This is a genomic window from Treponema sp. R80B11-R83G3, assembly GCF_054786115.1.
Genome location: NZ_BDHF01000045.1, coordinates 1 through 17,267, shown reverse-complemented (window position 1 = coordinate 17,267; position 17,267 = coordinate 1). Strand labels below are relative to the sequence as shown.

Sequence of the window (17,267 nt, the reverse complement as noted above, 5' to 3'; positions counted from 1 at the left end):
ATGCGACATTTTGCGAGATACAGGCTTTAATGATTTGAAAAAAAAAGTAGTGGAGCGAAGCGGAACTACTTTTTTTGACCTTATTAAAGATACTGATAAATTACCCCCTCAATTTTTCGCATACGGGTGGGTGGGTCGCTTTTTATCAGGCTTTCACGAGCTATGATAGGTGGGTAGTATGCGAAAAATTGAGGGGGTATTAGCGAACTAATTTATTTAGTCGGGTGTTCTTACTTTCGTATTCTTGTAGGGCGCAGCCCTACCGCCGTAGGCGGTTCTATTTCTTGTGGGAAATCAGTTTAGCGTTATGCGACATTTATTTGATATAAGAGGTTTTAAGAGGGTAAAAGTTAAAAAAAAGTAAAAAATGGTTTGTAACGGCACTAATGGCTTAATTATGCTATATTTGGGGGTGTTTTTTGGCAGGGCGCAAATATTATAAAATGTCGATTTGATGAAAGCGTTAAGTGAAATCATTTAATATGTTATCAATTATGACATCAATTTTTAATAGTAACAGGGGGTAATAGGGAGTAATAGAGAGTAATAAGTATTGACATAATTTCTTATCTGGTATAGAATTAGAGCAATAGGGAGTAATGGGGTACGAACTCTGGTAACACTGTTCGGTATGGTTATGCTGTCAAGGTTGGTGCAATTGGCAAAAGCGCTATCCCCAATGCTGGTAACTTTGCTGGTGGGGGTAAAGGTTATGTCGGCAAGGCTGGTGCAGTAAGAAAAAGCGCCATTTCCAATGTTGTCAACGCCGTTTCCTATGGTTACGCTGGTAAGTCCGGCACGACTTGAAAAAGCGCCAAACTCAATGCTCTCAACGCTGTTGGGTATGGTAATAGCTCCAGTTATTTTTATGGGAACCAATACGATGGCGGTTTTATCATTGTTATACAATATGCCGCCTTGTGAACTGTAAGCGGTATTACCAGTGTCAACAGTTATTGCGGCAAGGCTGGAGCAATCGGTAAAAGCATCATTCCCAATACTGTTAACGCTGGTGGGTATGGTTATGCCGGTAAGGCTGGTGCAACCGTAAAAACCCCACGCCCCAATGCTGGTAACTTTGCTGGTGGGGGTAAAGGTTATGTCGGCAAGTTTAGTGCAACCGTAAAAAGCCATATCACCAATGCTTTCAACGCTGGCGGGTATGGTTATGCTGGCAAGGCTGATGCACTCTGCAAAAGCCTCATTCCCAATGCTGGTAACTCTGCCGGTGGGGGTAAAGGTTACGTTGGTAAGGCGGATGCAATTAGCAAAAGCCGCCTCCCCAATACTGGTAACGCTGTTCGGAATGGTTATGCCGACAAGCGTGTTGCAGCCTTCATAATCCACATCATCAAAAAAAGCAAGCTCTGGAATTTCTGTCATGGTACTGCTGGAAAGGTCAAGGTTGACGTATTTGGTATTGTTTCGTATCAGCACATATCCGAGGCTTCCGCTGATGCTGGCATTGCCGCCGAAACTGTCCACGTTCAACTTAATGTTATATGCGGTAATGGGTTCGTTGGTACCTTGTCCGTCAAGCCATGTGCTTAAAGAGGCAATGGAGGAAAAGGCTGCTTTCGGGAATACCGCCGTAACAATGTCGCTACCTGCGGTGTAAGTTGTCGATGTCGCTCCCGTTACCTTGAAGGAGTTTGTCCCTACTCCTGTCAGAGTGTAGTTAGCGTTTATATTCAATTGTATGGTTGCGGTGTATTCGGTTCCTCCCTTAAAGGTTGTATCTTCAATATTCCATGTTACGCTTCCGCTGTATTGATCAGTTGCGGTAATTGCTTTAGCAGGGGTTTTATCTTCTACAGGAATGGTAAGGGTAATTTCGTAGAAAGAGATAGGTGCAGGGTGTACTTTAAAGCTCACTTCTGCTTCCGCCTTGTCGCTGTTTACAACGCCGCCTGAATAAGTTGCGGTGATCTTAGCGGTGTAGGTTCCCTCGCTAAGTCCACGCTGAGGCTGTACGCTGAAATCCGAGCTTGCCCCTGCCTCAATGGTTAATGGTAAACTCTTGACAAGGGTAAACAAAGCCGCATTTGTCCCACTAAGTTCTATGCTTGATACAATCGCAGTGTAAGTACCGCTGTTGTGTATTGAAACAGTCATAGCATCAGGTTGGAGATAACCGTATGTAACATCTTCGAATATCGCATCATCTTGTATTTCAAGGTTAGGCGTGTCGGGCGGCACTTCTTTAAAATTAGCCATTATCGTTACTGAGTTTGACGGCATGGTGAATTCAGTGTGGCTTTTTTGAGGTTCTGAAAGCGTTACATCGCCACTTATAACTTCCCATGTATCAAACCTATAGCCATCGTAGGAATTAGCATGAATATATACCGTTTCGCCTTCGGGAGCGGGGTTCGGCTCTGCCGTTGCCGTGCCGTAGTCGTCGTTGTTAGTCAGCATGATTATTTCATAAGTCTCGATTGCCGGCGTTACGCCCACTTGCGTCATTTTTATCGGAACGGAGCCGTTACGCCCCGGCTTTAAGTCCACGGATTCCGAACCTTTCGCCACGAGCGTCCCGTCAAAGTACGCCAACACGGTAATATTCCAATGTCCCGGCGTAACGGTAAATTGAACCGATTGCCCCACCCTTACGCCTGTCTTTTCCACGTTTGCGCCCGAGCCGTTTGTCATCGTTATAGTGTGGTCAAGTTGCGCAGTGTCGATTGTTTGCTCACCCAAAGTCAGCGCCGCCCTGTTTCCACTACCGATGGTTATGGTAACCGAAGCGTCCCCTTCACCGCCTTCTGTCGGTGGCGCACAAGTACACAGCAAGCAGAAAACCGCCAGAGCCGCAAGGCAAAGCGCCGATAGGCGCACAACCGCTACGCTATTTCCTTTTTTCATTTTTTTATCCCTCCTTTATTTCTTTATCACGCAACCGTGAATGTCCCCGTTTTAATAAACCGGCGCTTTTCATTGCTCACCTACATAAGAAAAACGACCGTTTATTTTGCATAATTTAAGGAGATTTTCTTTATTGAAGTAAGGAAAATAAATGATTTATTAATAAGAATTTATGGTTGTATTTAATAAAACATTGTATTTTATAATATTTTTATTGACAAAAAATGATGTTTTTGATATTATTAATAAAATATTTATGTTTTCTATAATAAATTAAAATGCTAAATTTAAACGGTCGTTTATTTTATACATATCTAACACCACTGAAGAAGAATGTGCTAGGTAAAAAGCTAACAATTTCTTTGAGTTGAGTATTTAAAAAAATACTTCTATTCAAATTACGAAGAAGAAATAGATTTACAATTGTAAAAAAAAATAAAAAATTCTCTTGACAAGCTGCATAATATAATGTACACTTATAATATCCTTGGGAGGGGAACATTTGTGTAGTTCTAGGAATATATGAAGGGTATTGGTCAAGATTTTAATGATTTTTTGAAAGAACAGGGCATATATGATGAAGTTAATGAATTAGCCGTAAAAAAACTTATTACTTATCAATTAGAAAAAGCTATGCAAGAACAAAAACTTACAAAAAGTTTTATCGCAAAAAAAATGAAAACGTCCAGAGTTGCGGTAGATAATATTTTAGATCCTGCTTTTAACACTTCAATTGATTCTCTTGAACGTTTTGCCCATGTGCTAGGTAAAAAGCTAACAATTTCTTTAAGTTGAGTATTTAAAAAATTTCTTCTATCCAAGCCCCGCAATCCGATACTCCCGCCTTTCCCCATTCACAGGATCATCAAAAACCAGCGAATACGCCCTCAAAGCAAGGTTCCCTCCCTGTAAAATTCCCTCCCCGGCAAAGTACGAATACAACGGGTCGTTTTGAATTGGGAAACCTATCCAGCAGAGATGACAGCGTATCTGGTGGCGAAAACCGCGCTTTATTCTCGCGGTAAAAATATTGCCGTTAATACTTGTAATTTCCGTTTTATAAAAACCGCCTTTGTCTTTGGCGATTTCCTTGTGTTTTTTTCCGTCTTCAATTACAGGGCGGACAAGTTTTCTGCCGGGGCCAAAGGGGCGAAAATAACTTTCTATTACAAACGGAGGTTGAGGTGTGCCGATTGAATATTCGGGAAATCCTTTTGCTTTTAGTTGGACAGCGACATCGGTTTTTGTGCAGACGGCGGAGTATTCTTTTACAAACTCACCGTTGTCCTGCGAAGTTTTAAAAGAGTCGTAACTCTTTTTATTTTTAGCAAATAATACAAGCCCGTGAGTTTCAAAATCCAGGCGGTGCATGATGTCAAAACATACGGATTTAGCAGAGTACCACTCAAGGAGCGTGGCGGCTTTTTGCGGTTTTGCGCCGACCGGGGCGCAGTGCATTTTTGGCGGTTTAAAAACAACGGCAAAATTTTCTGTTTCTTCAAGAATGTATGGGCTATCCATTTGTATTCATCCTGTCAAGTTTTTCAATTACTTCTGTAAACCGCTGCGGGATTTGCGATGAAAAAACTCTTTCCTGTGTTTCATTCGGTAAAACAATCGCTAGGCTCTTTGAGTGCAGCATAAGGCTTGCGTCGGGGAATAATTTATCCGCGCTTCCGTAAATCGGGTCTCCAAGAATGGGGCAGCCAATGTGGCGCAGATGAACCCGCAATTGATGTGTGCGACCTGTGCGCGGACGCAGAAGAAGGAGCGAATGACTACGCCATGAATTAACCACTTTGTAATAAGTTACGGCGTTTCTTCCGTTAGCTGAAACAGTAAACTTTTTGCGATCTTTTGGGTCTCTTGCAATATAAGTTTCTATGCGCCCATTAATTTCTTTCGGCGCACCTTGAACAATCGCTATGTAAGTTTTTCGCGTTTTACGCGCCTTAAACTGCCGAGCAAGAAACTCGTGCGCCTCTTCATTAAAAGCCGCGATAATCACTCCCGACGTGTCTTTATCAAGACGGTGGACAATGCCGGGACGCACATTGTTTGTATCCACGTCAAATGCTTTGCCGCTCTTGTTCAATCTTCTAAAGTACAAGGCGTTGGCAAGGGTGTCCTGCCTGTTACCGGCTCCGGGGTGAACTACCATTCCCTGCGCTTTGTTTACAACAATGCAATTCTCATCTTCATAAATTATTTCAAGTGGGATGTCTTGCGGAATAATATGTATGGGCGGGGAATCCTGCCAGCGCAATTCAAGAATGTCTCCCTGTTTTACAATGCGGGAATTTTTTACGTCTTTTCCGTTTATTTTTGCGGTTAAAGACCTTGCCTTAATCTGCGAACGGGAGAGAAGGCGTAAAGTTTCTGACACATAACGGTCAAGCCTGACAGGTTGGGGAAATTGTTCTTTAATTGTATGGGAAAGGCATGGCATTATTTTTCGCCGGTTTTATTTTGATTGGCGTTTTCTTGCGCGCCTGCGGAATCATCAGCCTCCTGAGTTCCATAGGGTGTCTTATTAATTTCAATCGATCCTGAAGGCAGACTTTCAATACGGCGGCGTTCATTATTCCTTTTTGTGATTATAATGAACAAATCAACACAGGCAATTACCGCCGAAACCCCAACAGAAAGTAAAATAGTCCTTGCATACTCGTCGTTTGTCATCTCAACCGCACCTGCCGATTTTAATGGCCATGGCGCATAACGCCGCCCTTCTTCTGAAAAGTCAAGGTTATTCGCGTCATTCCAGCGGATTATGTCAATCACAGTTGTAACAAAAAACATGGAGAACGGAAACACTCCGAAAGTAATTATATCCCAACGCCGTAAATCTTTTACCCACTGCGGTAAATTAAGGGTAGATTCCGTCGGTTTAGTCGTGCTTAAACTTTGAGCCTGCGCCTGATACACGGAGCCAAACAGAAGGGAAAATAAAACTATCAAAAAAAATATCCGCTTCATTGTCCTTTTATTAATCTTTAAAAATCGCGCTGCCTATTCTAAGCAACGTTGCTCCTTCTTCTATGGCTATTTCAAAATCATTTGACATCCCCATAGAAAGGCAAAGCGCGTTACCCGGAAAACGCTTTTCAATACCGTCCTTAGCCTTTACAAGCTGTTTAAAAGAAGAACGAATTAACGCGGTATCCGTTGTAAAGGGCGCCATAGTCATAAGCCCCGTAAGTTTTAACTTTGGGCTTCCCAAAACCAATTCCGCCGCATTAAAAAGCGCGTCTATGCTTTGAAACCCGCTCTTTGTTTCCTCTCCCGTATGCAGTTCAAGCATTATTTCAAGCGGCTCTTTCCGTTGGGGCGAATGTTTTGCAAGCTCTGTTATAATCTCGTCCCTGTCCGCCGATTGAATACAGTCAAAAAAAAGAGCCGCCTGTTTCGCCTTGTTACGCTGTAAAGAACCGATTAAATGTATCTGCGCGTCGGTATGTTCGCTTTTAAACGCGTTTAATTTTTCCTCTGCGTCCTTTACCCTGCTTTCTCCAAAACAGCGAATACCGTGACGGTACGCTTCGTCTATCAGTTCAACAGGCACAAATTTCGACACGCCCATCAGCGTAATCTCGTCCCGTTTTCTGCGGACTGAATCACACGCTTTTTGTATCCGCTCCTCAAGTTTTTCTATATTTCCGGCAACTGACATCTCTTATCTATAATCGCATATTATCAATGGATAATGCAAGAGATAAAAACAACCCTAATTCAAGACTTTCGGCGCGTTCTGTACCGTTAAGCGAGTTGTTTTGTAAAACTGAGGCGCATAGTTCCTGTACTGCCGATTTATTTTGCAGTGAGCCTCCAAAGCGGGAAGAAAGAAACGTTACAAGGTTGTTTTTAATAGTCTTGCGCCTAGACGCGAACAATGCCCGCACCAGAGGATAAAAAACAGCGGGGTACTTTTGAGCGGCTTTTTTTTCAAGAAGAACCGCCATGCTGTCAACATTCGGCTGGGGATAAAAAGACGATGGGCGGATCGTCATTAACGGTTTAACTTTATAGGCTGACGCGCACAACACTGAGAATGAAGAATAGTCGGGTTTCCCCGCCGTTGCAGTCATGCGCAGGGCTACCTCTTTTTGAACGGTAATAACCATGCGCGAAAAAATACAGCCGTTTTCAATTAAGTCGGCTAACAATGCAGACGCGACATTGTACGGAAGATTCCCAAAAAGAAACGGAGCGCTAGATTGAGACTGCCATGTTTTCATTACGTCGCCTTCAACGAGGGTAAAATTTTTATTCTCTGAAAAAATATTTTTTAAAATACGGATAAATCCTAAGTCGATTTCAAACGCTTTTACTTTTAGCCCAGTCTCAAGAAGCAGAGCAGTCATTGCGCCAAGACCGGGACCAATTTCCCAAACCTCATCCCCGCTTTGAGCACCTAACGACTGCACAAGCGCCTTTCTTGTTTCGGGATTTATTAAAAAATTTTGCCCGAATTTTTTCCGCATCCCAAGCTTTTCCTGATCAAGAAAGGCGCGTAAGGCGGCGGCGGAGTTATAATTAATTGTCATAAAAACGGTTCCGGTCTTAACAGTGATAAACGCCGTCTGTGTTCAAAAGCGATGATTAAAATAGAGAGGAAAAGAGAGAGAATAATAATCAATACCGCGCCTTTTGAAATGCCGGGAACTTTTGCGGAAACTGATGCGATTATTTCCATTAACCTGTACAAGACGGATAACGGCCAATTTAGAAAGGCGGAGAGCGAAATAAAATCAAGAACAAGCCAGATTATCGAACCGATCATAAAGACGGTTGTAAGAGGAACCATCACAAGCCCCGTTATAATTCCAATGGGCGCAAGAATTCCAAAGACAGAACCGCAAACGCCGGCTGTCGCCAAAAACGCGCCGCATGACATTGCAAGGGGCTGTAACAAAATGTCAGGGGCTTTGCCGGCAAACAGGGAAGAAAGAGGCTTGCCAATTATTAAAATGCCGACAAGCGCTAAATACGAAAGAATAAAAGAAATACTGTTTCCCGCTGACGGCGTAACAATAATTTGAATAATAAATGAAAGCGATAAAATTGACATTGGCTTTCTAGGCAAAGCCCCAATTACCGCTAACACTCCAAGAATGTACATCATTGCGGCGCGGTTAAGGCTTGGCATTGAACCTACCAAAAAACAATAAAGTAAAATAATAGCCGCGCCGCAGATAGCGGATGCTTTTAGACCAAGCGGTTTTTTAAAAAGGAAAGTTATTAACGCGGCAAGTATCGCAAGATGCATTCCCGACAAAGCCAATATGTAAGACAGTCCTGAATTTCTGTACATTACAGCCAGTTCAGTATCAAGATTGTCTTTTATTCCCAAAAGCAGGGCAAGCGCAAGCCCACCCCAGGGTTTCCCGCTAAAACGTTTAATCAAATTTAATCTGATACCCGTGCGCATCCGCTCTATCGGTGGCGGCGGTTCTACAACATGCAACGATTTCGCGCTGACAGACCAGCTCCGCCCTGAATTGCCGCGCTCACTTGAACGCAGAGGGCCCTCGGCAAAAACTACCGTCCCCCTTCCGAAATGTTTTAATTTTTCCGCGCTCTCCTGAGAAAAGAAAACGGTAATTTCTCCGCTGCCTATTGCGCGCGATGCGCTTCCAGCGGCGCATTTGCGCAATGATACTGTAACAATTGCTTTTCCGCCGGAAATAATTCTGGGGTCTTCGAGTAACACGCCTTCAATGCCGGTTATTTGCGCTTCAGGAAGACCGAATACAGTTTTATTTTGCCCTGCGCTCGCCGCGCAAATACCAATGACAGTCCCAACCGCCAAGACTGCGGCGCAGAGGGAGTACAGCTTTAATGCGCGAGATTGCGTATCAAGAGAGGAAAGAACCATCAAAAAATTGAATACAGCGATAAAGAACAATAAAACGGTAACGGTTACGGGTAATACTGCGTGAAATAAAATATAAAAACCGATAACCGCTCCAAGGGCGGTACATAAAACGGGAGAAACAGGAAGACGTTTAAGAAATTTGATTACCATTTAAGGCGATCAATCGCCTCCCTTGCCGCAGCTTGAATCTCTTCCGGGTACGATAAATTACCAACATATAATAATTGATCAAATGCCGCATTAAAACCGATATTCCCAAGCGCTTGAACAACCGCTAGGGTTATTTCCGCGTCAAATGATCCTGTTCTTTCCATTCTAGCATTAATAAGCCCAAGTTGCAAGCCAAGTATGGAAGTCGCGTCTGAATTTCCAACCGCGCCAAGACAGGCAATCGCTTCGATATACCTTTCTTTTGGAACCGCATTTTGAAGATAGTCAGTCTGCACGCGGTAATAGTGTTTTATCGCAAGAGCGTTGGCGCGCGTCCACCTAAGCTGCGTAAGCAATAAAACTGCGGAATAACGCATAATAGCCATATCGATATTTTCATCATCCGCGTTTAGTCCCTGTTCAAGCGCAAGTTCGGCAATCTGCCCCTGTTGTGGTACATTCAACTTGTCGCTGTTTGCCCCTATTCTGAAAGCGGCAAATTTTTCTTCGGGTGAATTATAATATATTACATTTACAAGGAATTGGTACAGGTTTCCGGGAATTACCTCTAACGCGCCTTGAGCTTCGGAAGCAATTACTTCCGGATATCCGACATAAAAGACTGAAAAAAGAGCGGGATAAGAAGAACTGTCTCCCAAATCCATAATTGCGGAAATACACGCCGAAACCAACGTATAATTTACGGATTCTCCTGATTTGAATAAAAGAGTTTTTCCCATAAGGTAACTGTTAAGGTTGTCGATAATACTCTTGTTTCCTTTCCCTAAAGTACCCAACTTAATAAGTATATCAACTCCTGTTGTTGAATCTGGGTTATCCAGAAAAAGTTTCCAAAGAGAAGAAGGGTCTTTGACCTCGGATACATCAACAATTTCTTCGTCCTGCAAATCGCCGTAAATTAACGATGCGGAAAACACAAACAGAAAAATAATAAATACTTTTTTATTCATTCTTCTCCTCCACAACTTGATCTGTCTGTTTGGAAACTGCGTCGGCTTCTTCTTCCAGCACGCGGAACGGCAGTTCTTCTTCATCATCTTCGGGAAGCAGATTAAAAACTTCGCATAGAATAAAATTTCTTGTTCCAATCGGAAGAGTGTCCGCTTCCATGTGCACAACTGAAATATTTTTTTCCTTATCATAATCTACGGAACGCACCGTTCCCGGCACGCAGACAGGAATCTTATTAAGCAGGAATTGCGCCTTAAAGCGCATTCCGGTAGAAACCTGCCCCATTACCCTGAACGCGCATCCTGTATCGGAAATATCTTCCAGCATTACTTTTAACCCAGCCGCTTTTTCCAGCCTATGCGGATTATCAACATCGTTGACAAGATACAGAAACGCCGGTTTGCGGAATTTAACGCGCATGGATTTTCTTTTTTGCGTTCTAAAAAGCGAATCGTTCTGGTCAATTTTTAATGAGGAAATGCCTTTGGAAAAAACTTCGTCAATTACTTCGGAGTCAAAGACATATCCCGCGTCATCTTCACGCCAGAAATAAACTGATAATTTAAGCCCCAGCCATTCCATGTTAGAGGATGATTTTGCATTTGTCGGACGCGAAATAGCAAGATAATTGCCTGAATTTTTTACAACCTCGGATTTATATACGCCGGTTCCCGGCACTAAAACCCTTAATGCCTGACCTTCGGTAATCTGGCGGGAACTTGTAATTCGGGTTTTATCTTCGGCAGTCTGCATCTCTATATCATTATAGTAATCAAAAAGTTTTGAAAGAAAATACTGTATCGTCTGATCGTTGTACTCTCCGGACGAGTGCAGGGTATTGACCATAGAGCGGATTACTTTTTCAAATTGCGACCTTGACCTGAAAATGCTCACGGGGTCGTTGATTTGACAAGTGGATACAAGACGCCTTAACTGTTCCATGTCTTTGATTGAAAAACCGGCTTCTTTTCCTTTAGCGTAAAATTGAATCCAGCTTCCCTTTTTTTCCCCGCTTGAATTCGTTACAAATACGACACCGGCGAGAACTAAAGCGATTAGTATCAGAAACGGAATCAATGTTTTACCCTCATTTAAACATGATTTTTTTTCCTAATTCTATTATAATACAGAAATAAAATTATGGGTATATATATAGAGGCGCTTATCCTTTATATTCTCCTTTTTTTCCCCGGATCTGCCTTTATATTTACGAATAGAGAAGCCGCGGTTACGAATTTTTCCGTAACAGCGGGACTTGTAAATATTTTTACCTTTTTAATCCCTTCGTTAGCCTTAATCTGGTATTTGATATATAAGGCGCGGAAGATAGAATTATGGGCTGTTAAACCGGGTAAAAAAGACATTGTATCCTTTGTTATCACATTACCGTGCCTATTAATTATCGGTCTAACCGTTACTTTTACAGGCGTATATATTGGCGGATATACGTCTCAAATAACGCTTCAATCTCCTTCTTCTGTTATTGAATGGATTGTTCTTTCCATCACCTGCATTCTTGCGGCTTACCTTGAGGAGAGTTATTTCCGTTATTATCTTTTAACCAAAAGGGAAGAATTAAATTTAAACGCCACATCGGCATTGTTACTTTCCGTAGTTTTGTTTTCTGTTTGCCACATCTACGAGGGGCCTTGGGGTTTTATGAACGCGGTAATTTCCGGCACGATTCTTGGCTTTATTTTTTTACGGTACTATTCACTTCACGGCATCGCCATCGCCCATGCCCTGTATAATATTTCAATTTATATTATTAACGCGCTAGTTAATTAATGCCTTAAAAATTGTCGTGAATCATATTCGTTGTTCGTGATTCGATATCAATTATAACCTGGCGTATATTGCCATGTCCATTGTCCATCCGGTATAAAAATGGATATAATTATCCCAATAATAAATGTAGTATTACAAAGTAAAATTTTAAAGGGTATGTTAGATGTATATAAATAGGAATAAGTTCCTGCCTTGCGCCCATGCCCTAAATAGCATGCGCCAAAATTAGGGCCAGTAAACGCCGATTTATTAACTTTAATGCCTTTGCCAATTTTTATTACTACAAATGTTTCTCCTGGTTTATGACCACTATTATCACCATTCTGCCAAATGACAGATTTTATTTCTTTTAAGTGAAACACGCCTATCCCAATGGCGGTAACCGGTATTCCGCATATGGTTTCCGGTATCGTTATCTTTACGGGTGACATATTTTCGGTATTACCGGTATAGTCTGTAATTGTTCCCGTAGCAGGATCGAAACTAAAATCTAGTTCTTCCCTATTCTTGCCCCATGTACTGCTGTTACTATCGCGTCTTATATAGGTTCCCGCCAGTTTACCATTGTGATTGTAGAAGTCTTCAAAACGTGAGCCGATAGCTGGAGAACCTAATATTATATTTGCTCCGATGGTTATGCTGGTCAGTTGGCTGTTGGCAAACGCATTATCTCCAATAGAAGTAACCGTCTCGCCCCAAATAATGCGGGGAATAGTAACACTGCCACCTTTGCCCATGTATTGGATAATCTTCCCCTTTTGTATTGTATAATCCCATGGCGCAGAGTCCCACTCAGCCGCGTTGACTGCCTGTATCTGCAGACCCCCGCTTCTGGATGTGTTCTCAGCGGGTATCCCGTTCACGCTGGCGATCCGTATGGTCAGGTTGTCGGTTACGTCATTCACGTTGACATTCGCAAAACCCGCAGCACTCCGTGCGTCATCGGAAACCGAAGCTCCGTTATTAGTGATTGAATATGTACCGCTTATCGTGAAGGTACTCGCGCCGATCACCTTATTCTTGCTGTTCACGAGTTGGACGTTAACGGAAAAGGACGGGGTTCCTGTTTTATTTATCGGGAGCACATCCGGTTTCGCCGTTTTCAAAAGACTGGGGTTAAACTGCGCGTTCGTCAGCCCTGCATTCAAAGGCTTCAATTGCCATTCCTCCCGTCTTCCGGTAGCGTTCAGCCCGTCATTGACCGTCCGCACGACTTCCCGCATCGCCGCTTCTATGGCCGCCTGTTCAGTCCGAACCGTCCGCTGCACCTCCGCTATCTTCTCCTGCAAATCCTGTTCAGCCTTCCGCATTTCCCGCTCCGAGGCAATCAACTCCTGTACCGCCTTTTCTATTGACCGCTTCCATTCGGCGGAGCCGCCGCGCAGGAGCACCTTGATGCCGGTGAAACTTGTGGTTTCTGTTCTGTAATCAATAACGCCGGAAGGGCGCATATCTACAGCGTAATACAGGGTATAAGGAGGCGCGGGAAGGTTATTGATAAACGTACCCCGCTGATTGAGTATAGCGTTCTCCTGACTGACTAAAGAGTCCCAACTGGCGTTATACTCCTTATAAAAATTATTATAGTAATCGGTATAGTATTTATAATAATAATCATTATAGTTTTTAACATACTGTTCAGTTTCCGCAATCCGCGCTATCCAGTCTTTTCGCCACTGAACTAGGTTGCGCATATCATCGCCGATATGCCCACTGGAAACATTTGCGGCTAATACTTCAGAGCGGTTTGCCGCTTCCGGTAAGGACGGGTCAAATTTGGCGGCTTGAAAATAGTAGCTTAACGCCTCAATCTCAAAACCTTGCCGTTGCGCGGTGATGCCCTTTGCAAGCACGGTCTGCGCGGTAATGGCCCGTTGATTCGTTGTGCTTAACTCGGCAATTGCCATATCGGATAACTTCACGCCCATTTGGGTAAGCAGGTCCTTTGAAGCAAGCTGGATTGCGGTTTGATCTTCAAGCTGGGAAATTGTGTAATTACCGGAATATGCTTTTGTTTGGGGGTTGGGCGTGGTATCGGTTACATTAATTGTCAACGCATAGTCGTAAGATTTCTTGATTATGGTTCCTGTCATTATGTATCCGGTCTGGGTTATATGTCCAAGGCGGACAATATCAAGGTTGTCCTTATAAACGGGATTAAGAGTCTCAGAGATGACTTTATCAAGAGCGACACGGTCAAGCACCTTTATTGCCGAATATTTGGATATATTAGCCACTAAATAGCCCTGAATCAGGGAGGGTAAATATGCATGATCTTTGTCTATGTCCTGGCTTTCCGGCACAAGGATTGCAAGGCTCATGTCTTTTCTGCCGTCCCCATTAAAATAGGGGGAAGTGGACGTTGCCGACACGGGGAGTTGTGCCTGTTTCTGCTGAATCTGTTGTGAAGGTATTGGGGTATTACTTTGTTGCGGCGTTCCACTCCCAACGCAACCTAAAATGGACAATATTAAAACTACGCAAATTCCTTTCTGTAAAAAAAGCCTTTCCACCTTAAACCTCCTTAAATAGACACCTTGACAGGCTTATTGTTTACCATTTTATGCTAATCTGTCAAGTAAAAATAATCATTATATTACTATATTATCATAATAAAGCCTCTAATATAAGCCTTTTATGCTATTGTTTTACCGCAAAAGCTTCTTAAAATTGGCTAATGGACATAAAAACGTCTTTTGGACTAAATTTGAAGCATTACCGAAAAAAACAACATTTATCACAAGAACAACTATCAGAAAAGGTAGAAATATCGGTTATGCATCTTAGTAAAATCGAAAGAGGTTTGACTTTTGTTTCTGCTGATCTTCTTGAAAAACTGTCTGACAATCTTGCTATATCGGCAGCTCATTTTTTTTGTAAAGATAATGAAAAAATATATGATGATGATGTACTAAATAAATTTGATAGGATAACTGAAAAACACCTTATCAAAGCTATGGAAGGTATTAAGGGCGATATTAGGCAAGATAATAATATATAAAGAAACTGTTTTTATGCGTTCACGTCCGCTTTATCAAGATCGGGCGGATCAATTCCTAAAAGGGAACGCACTTCCTCCAGCGACTGAGGCCCTTTAATATCGCCGGCAAAATTGACAATGGCGAAAGTCCGCGCGGATTTTGTTTTTCCCTTAACTGGCACAGAGGGCATTTCCTCGGTGATAAATTTATCCCCGACAAGTTTCCATGTATCTTCGGAAATAAGAATGTCCGCGCCAAACGGTTTAGTAAAGGCTTCAACGCGTAACGCCAGATTGACGGGATCGCCTAATACCGTATATTCCAGCCGCGTATCGCCGCCAATCTGTCCCGCCGAAACAACGCCTGAACTAATCCCGCACCCGATACTGATTAACGGATTGGAAACGTCTCCCGCTTTGCGTTCCCTATTCATATAAAAAAGAACCTTACGCATCATAAGAGCCGCTTTTATGCAATTAAAAGCGTCCTTGCGCGGACTGCCCGCCGAAAACGCCGTGCCCCAATGAGACATTACGGCGCTTCCTATAAATTTATCTAAAGTGCCGCCGGTTTTTTTTACGCAGTCAGCCATTTGCGTAAAATATTCATTTAGCCATAAAACAATTTTATCGGAAGCTTCCGCGCCAAAAAATCTGATAAAGTTTTCATACCTTGTCGTAAAATCACGAATGTCAGTAAATAAAACAGTGCCATGTTTTGACAAGCCGCCGGGTTTTATTTCGCCGCTTATCGCTTTTACGGCAATTTCTTTATTTGAAAAACTGCCAAAAACATTCAAAGCCGATAACATTTTTCCAAAATTATAGGTTAAAGCGCCAATTTCATCGCTGGCTTTGGAATGTAATTTTTGATCAAAGTTTCCATATTCAATTTTGTTTGCCGCGACTGCCAACGCTCTAAGCGGGATGGAAATTGTTCTGGAGAAAAACCATATTAAAATAATTGATATGATTAATACTGCAATTGCAAGACAAATATTGCTCATTATGGCGGCGTTAATACTTTCAAATACTTTGTTGTATTCAACGCTTGTTATTACAACCGCGTTTACGGAATTTAATTTTGTATATGCCACAAATTGCCGCGTCTTTTTTTCTTTGACTTTGGTTTTGGCTTTAGCTTTGGCTTTTAAAATATCGTATTTCTTAAATATTTCCGCCGATTTATCAATAACAAGTTTCATCGTGGATTTTATTTTTTCCAAAACAGGTCCAAATGTCCCAAGATAAGCATCATTTACATTATTGGCCGTAGGCTGTATAAATCCAAAGTCAGTCTCCATGATCTCCTGTTTGTTGTGTTCAGAACTGTCAAGAATAGCGCGGATAAAATCTAAATTTTTTATGTTTGTTTTTTCTTCAACGACTGCAAAATCGGCATAAGAAAGAATATCGCCATCGGTGTTAAGCATATAGGAGTTATTTGCCCCGTAACCTAAGTTTTTATTTAGCTCCTCACTGGAGAAAAGAACCGCCGCTACTCCGCCGCCCTGCCACGGATAAAACAACCCCAAAACAGCCTTTGAAAAATGAGGGGCCGCGTTCTGAAGAACAGTTTCCCCCATGACAGCCCGTCCCAACGCCGCCCTATTGCCGTCAAAGAACGAAGGAACCAGAGCTTCATCAATTTGACGCGAAGTAAAAAACGGCCTGTTTATTAAAAGCTGTTCCTTTCTGCCGGGAATGACAAAGAAAACAGCCGCAATCTGCTGATTTTCAGTAAAAAAGAAATCCATCGATTCCTTTATGGTTGAGTCCTGAGAACCTAAAATGTTGATGTTTTGAATTAGCACCCGTGAATTTGATTGAATATTTGTCAGCAGAGTTTCCGCTTCTATCGCCGACCGGCGGTTTATTTCAAAATTATTCTCTTGTGCGGTTTTCCTTATATTTGTACGACCCAACCATGCAAAAAGAGCGGTAATGGAACCGAGGGAAACAACCACAATAAGCGAAATAATGACAATTAATTTTGCGCCAATGGAGAATCGTACCCTAGTTAATGGGTACCGCTTGTATATTAAGCTCATATTATTATTATCGTGCTATTTTTAGACATAAAATAGCGGATTTTAGCGGAAAATTTATCAATATTGAACCCTCCAAATTCTTGACAAAGACCGAAGGATTATAATAAAATACATAAAATGACGCAAAATGCAATGATTACAAAAAAACGCTTTGTGCGTACTGTTGCAAGTGAAGGGTTTTAATGGCGATTAATAACATTTCTAAAAAGTGTCACATACCTCGCTTTGACCGCGGCGCAACCAAGTCTGGAGTTTTGCGCCAATCGGACATAAATAAAGCTCTGTCCCTGCTCTTATACGGCGCAAAACTCCAAGCTAAAAAAGCCTACGGCTTTTTTAGCACGGCGCCGGGGCGATTGGGGTTTGTTCAGCTACACGCCTTAAGCGGCGTGCTTTCTGCAAGTGAGGGGTTTTATGGCGATTAATAACATTTCTAAAAAGTGTAACATACCTCGCTTTGACCGCGGCGCGGACGGCGAGCTAAAGCTCGCCTCAGTTTGTTCATCTGGGATAAGCTGTTCGGCGCCGGGGCGATTGGGGTTTGTTCAGCTACACGCCTTAAGCGGCGTGCATAGTCTGCCCC

General features: G+C 42.5%; 15 protein-coding genes. 4 read left to right on the top strand and 11 right to left on the bottom strand.

The annotated features are described in order from the left end of the window. Positions 1–507: 507 nt before the first annotated feature. A complete protein-coding gene (locus tag ACYVRH_RS07960; protein ID WP_461256387.1) occupies positions 508–2,865 on the bottom strand; it encodes a leucine-rich repeat protein in 2,358 nt (785 codons plus the stop codon). 522 nt (positions 2,866–3,387) lie between these two features. Here ACYVRH_RS07960 and ACYVRH_RS07955 point away from each other — a divergent pair. Next, positions 3,388–3,660, top strand: a complete 273-nt coding sequence (locus ACYVRH_RS07955; protein WP_461256386.1) for a Fis family transcriptional regulator — start codon at positions 3,388–3,390, stop codon at positions 3,658–3,660. 18 nt (positions 3,661–3,678) lie between these two features. On the opposite strand, the gene ACYVRH_RS07950 is transcribed toward ACYVRH_RS07955, so the two are convergent. The 8 genes from ACYVRH_RS07950 to ACYVRH_RS07915 are packed head-to-tail and all read right to left on the bottom strand — an operon-like array spanning position 3,679 to position 10,942. Continuing rightward, positions 3,679–4,386, bottom strand: a complete 708-nt coding sequence (locus ACYVRH_RS07950; protein WP_461256385.1) for a pseudouridine synthase — start codon at positions 4,384–4,386, stop codon at positions 3,679–3,681. Then, positions 4,379–5,314 (bottom strand): RluA family pseudouridine synthase, encoded by a 936-nt coding sequence (locus ACYVRH_RS07945; protein WP_461256384.1) that lies wholly within the window; start codon positions 5,312–5,314, stop codon positions 4,379–4,381. Before ACYVRH_RS07945 ends, ACYVRH_RS07950 begins: the two co-directional genes overlap by 8 nt. Further along, on the bottom strand, positions 5,314–5,826 hold the full coding sequence (locus ACYVRH_RS07940) for a hypothetical protein (protein WP_461256383.1): 513 nt from the start codon (positions 5,824–5,826) through the stop codon (positions 5,314–5,316). Before ACYVRH_RS07940 ends, ACYVRH_RS07945 begins: the two co-directional genes overlap by 1 nt. Before the next feature lie 28 nt (positions 5,827–5,854). After that, positions 5,855–6,538, bottom strand: coding sequence for a YggS family pyridoxal phosphate-dependent enzyme (locus ACYVRH_RS07935; RefSeq protein ID WP_461256382.1), 684 nt, complete (start codon positions 6,536–6,538; stop codon positions 5,855–5,857). Between the two features lie 7 nt (positions 6,539–6,545). Next, complete coding sequence (rsmA, locus tag ACYVRH_RS07930) at positions 6,546–7,412, bottom strand: 16S rRNA (adenine(1518)-N(6)/adenine(1519)-N(6))-dimethyltransferase RsmA (protein ID WP_461256381.1); 867 nt, start codon at positions 7,410–7,412, stop codon at positions 6,546–6,548. Next, positions 7,409–8,893: a ComEC/Rec2 family competence protein gene (locus ACYVRH_RS07925; protein WP_461256380.1), complete on the bottom strand. Its 1,485-nt coding sequence runs from the start codon at positions 8,891–8,893 to the stop codon at positions 7,409–7,411. Before ACYVRH_RS07925 ends, rsmA begins: the two co-directional genes overlap by 4 nt. Beyond that, positions 8,887–9,864 (bottom strand): HEAT repeat domain-containing protein, encoded by a 978-nt coding sequence (locus ACYVRH_RS07920; protein WP_461256379.1) that lies wholly within the window; start codon positions 9,862–9,864, stop codon positions 8,887–8,889. Before ACYVRH_RS07920 ends, ACYVRH_RS07925 begins: the two co-directional genes overlap by 7 nt. After that, complete coding sequence (locus tag ACYVRH_RS07915) at positions 9,857–10,942, bottom strand: PilZ domain-containing protein (protein ID WP_461256378.1); 1,086 nt, start codon at positions 10,940–10,942, stop codon at positions 9,857–9,859. The genes ACYVRH_RS07920 and ACYVRH_RS07915 overlap by 8 nt, the downstream gene beginning before the upstream one ends. A 63-nt stretch (positions 10,943–11,005) precedes the next feature. Here ACYVRH_RS07915 and ACYVRH_RS07910 point away from each other — a divergent pair, with 63 nt between their 5' ends. Further along, positions 11,006–11,653, top strand: coding sequence for a CPBP family intramembrane glutamic endopeptidase (locus ACYVRH_RS07910; protein ID WP_461256377.1), 648 nt, complete (start codon positions 11,006–11,008; stop codon positions 11,651–11,653). 47 nt (positions 11,654–11,700) lie between these two features. Here ACYVRH_RS07910 and ACYVRH_RS07905 read toward each other — a convergent pair whose 3' ends face one another. After that, positions 11,701–14,166 (bottom strand): coiled-coil domain-containing protein, encoded by a 2,466-nt coding sequence (locus ACYVRH_RS07905; protein WP_461256376.1) that lies wholly within the window; start codon positions 14,164–14,166, stop codon positions 11,701–11,703. 164 nt (positions 14,167–14,330) lie between these two features. Between ACYVRH_RS07905 and ACYVRH_RS07900 the strand changes: the two genes are divergently transcribed. Further along, a complete protein-coding gene (locus tag ACYVRH_RS07900) occupies positions 14,331–14,654 on the top strand; it encodes a helix-turn-helix domain-containing protein (protein WP_461256375.1) in 324 nt (107 codons plus the stop codon). A gap of 11 nt (positions 14,655–14,665) precedes the next feature. On the opposite strand, the gene ACYVRH_RS07895 is transcribed toward ACYVRH_RS07900, so the two are convergent. Then, positions 14,666–16,684: an adenylate/guanylate cyclase domain-containing protein gene (locus ACYVRH_RS07895; RefSeq protein WP_461256374.1), complete on the bottom strand. Its 2,019-nt coding sequence runs from the start codon at positions 16,682–16,684 to the stop codon at positions 14,666–14,668. Positions 16,685–16,866: 182 nt separating this feature from the next. Between ACYVRH_RS07895 and ACYVRH_RS07890 the strand changes: the two genes are divergently transcribed. After that, the gene (locus tag ACYVRH_RS07890; RefSeq protein WP_461256373.1) at positions 16,867–17,109 is read left to right on the top strand and encodes a hypothetical protein; all 243 of its coding nucleotides are present in this window, start codon (positions 16,867–16,869) and stop codon (positions 17,107–17,109) included. Positions 17,110–17,267 lie beyond the last annotated feature (158 nt).

Bases quoted from the DNA above. Each gene is read 5' to 3' on its own strand.
- ACYVRH_RS07945 (WP_461256384.1), bottom strand. From the start codon at position 5,314: ATGCCATGCCTTTCCCATACAATTAAAGAACAATTTCCCCAACCTGTC.
- ACYVRH_RS07950 (WP_461256385.1), bottom strand. From the start codon at position 4,386: ATGGATAGCCCATACATTCTTGAAGAAACAGAAAATTTTGCCGTTGTT.
- ACYVRH_RS07900 (WP_461256375.1), top strand. From the start codon at position 14,331: ATGGACATAAAAACGTCTTTTGGACTAAATTTGAAGCATTACCGAAAA.
- ACYVRH_RS07890 (WP_461256373.1), top strand. From the start codon at position 16,867: ATGGCGATTAATAACATTTCTAAAAAGTGTCACATACCTCGCTTTGAC.
- ACYVRH_RS07935 (WP_461256382.1), bottom strand. From the start codon at position 6,538: ATGTCAGTTGCCGGAAATATAGAAAAACTTGAGGAGCGGATACAAAAA.
- ACYVRH_RS07925 (WP_461256380.1), bottom strand. From the start codon at position 8,893: ATGGTAATCAAATTTCTTAAACGTCTTCCTGTTTCTCCCGTTTTATGT.
- ACYVRH_RS07895 (WP_461256374.1), bottom strand. From the start codon at position 16,684: ATGAGCTTAATATACAAGCGGTACCCATTAACTAGGGTACGATTCTCC.
- ACYVRH_RS07920 (WP_461256379.1), bottom strand. From the start codon at position 9,864: ATGAATAAAAAAGTATTTATTATTTTTCTGTTTGTGTTTTCCGCATCG.
- ACYVRH_RS07910 (WP_461256377.1), top strand. From the start codon at position 11,006: ATGGGTATATATATAGAGGCGCTTATCCTTTATATTCTCCTTTTTTTC.
- rsmA (WP_461256381.1), bottom strand. From the start codon at position 7,412: ATGACAATTAATTATAACTCCGCCGCCGCCTTACGCGCCTTTCTTGAT.
- ACYVRH_RS07955 (WP_461256386.1), top strand. From the start codon at position 3,388: ATGAAGGGTATTGGTCAAGATTTTAATGATTTTTTGAAAGAACAGGGC.
- ACYVRH_RS07960 (WP_461256387.1), bottom strand. From the start codon at position 2,865: ATGAAAAAAGGAAATAGCGTAGCGGTTGTGCGCCTATCGGCGCTTTGC.